We start from the raw sequence: 561 nt of genomic DNA on the forward strand, positions 1-561 counted from the left end.
CTCGGCCTGCTGCCCACCGGGGACACGCACGCCCTGCTGCGCCGGCTGATCGGCCCCCGGGTACGGGCCGAACCGCAGGCCGCCGCCACCCTGGCCAACCTCTGCCGCCGGCTGCCCCTGGCGCTGCGGCTGGCCGCCGAACTCGCCGCCGCCCGCCCCCACCACAGCCTGGCCGGCCTGGCCACCGAACTCGCCGACCGGCAACGGCGGCTGGACCTCCTCGACGCCGACCAGGACCCGAACGCCGGCGTGCGGGGCGTGTTCTCCTGGTCCTACCAGCGGCTGCCCGCCGACACCGCCCGCGCCTTCCGCCTGCTCGCCCTGCACCCCGGCACCGACTGGGACCCGTACGCCACCGCCGCCCTCACCGGCACCACCACCGACGCGGCCCGCCGCCTGCTCGACCAGCTGGCCCGCGCCCACCTCATCCAGCCCACCGAGCCCGGCCGGTTCACGATGCACGACCTGCTGCGCGCCTACGCCGCCGAACTGACCGCCACCACCGACCCCGAACCCGACCGGCACGCCGCGCTGACCCGCCTGTTCGACCACTACCTGGCC

The 561-nt window shown here is 77.2% G+C and carries 1 pseudogene; it reads left to right on the forward strand.

Annotated elements, in window-relative coordinates:
• A pseudogene (locus tag IEZ04_RS34455) lies at positions 1 to 561 on the forward strand (AfsR/SARP family transcriptional regulator); the annotation flags it as partial.

Source organism: Streptomyces ruber, from assembly GCF_014648075.1.
In the GTDB taxonomy this organism is placed as follows: Bacteria; Actinomycetota; Actinomycetes; order Streptomycetales; family Streptomycetaceae; genus Streptomyces; species Streptomyces ruber.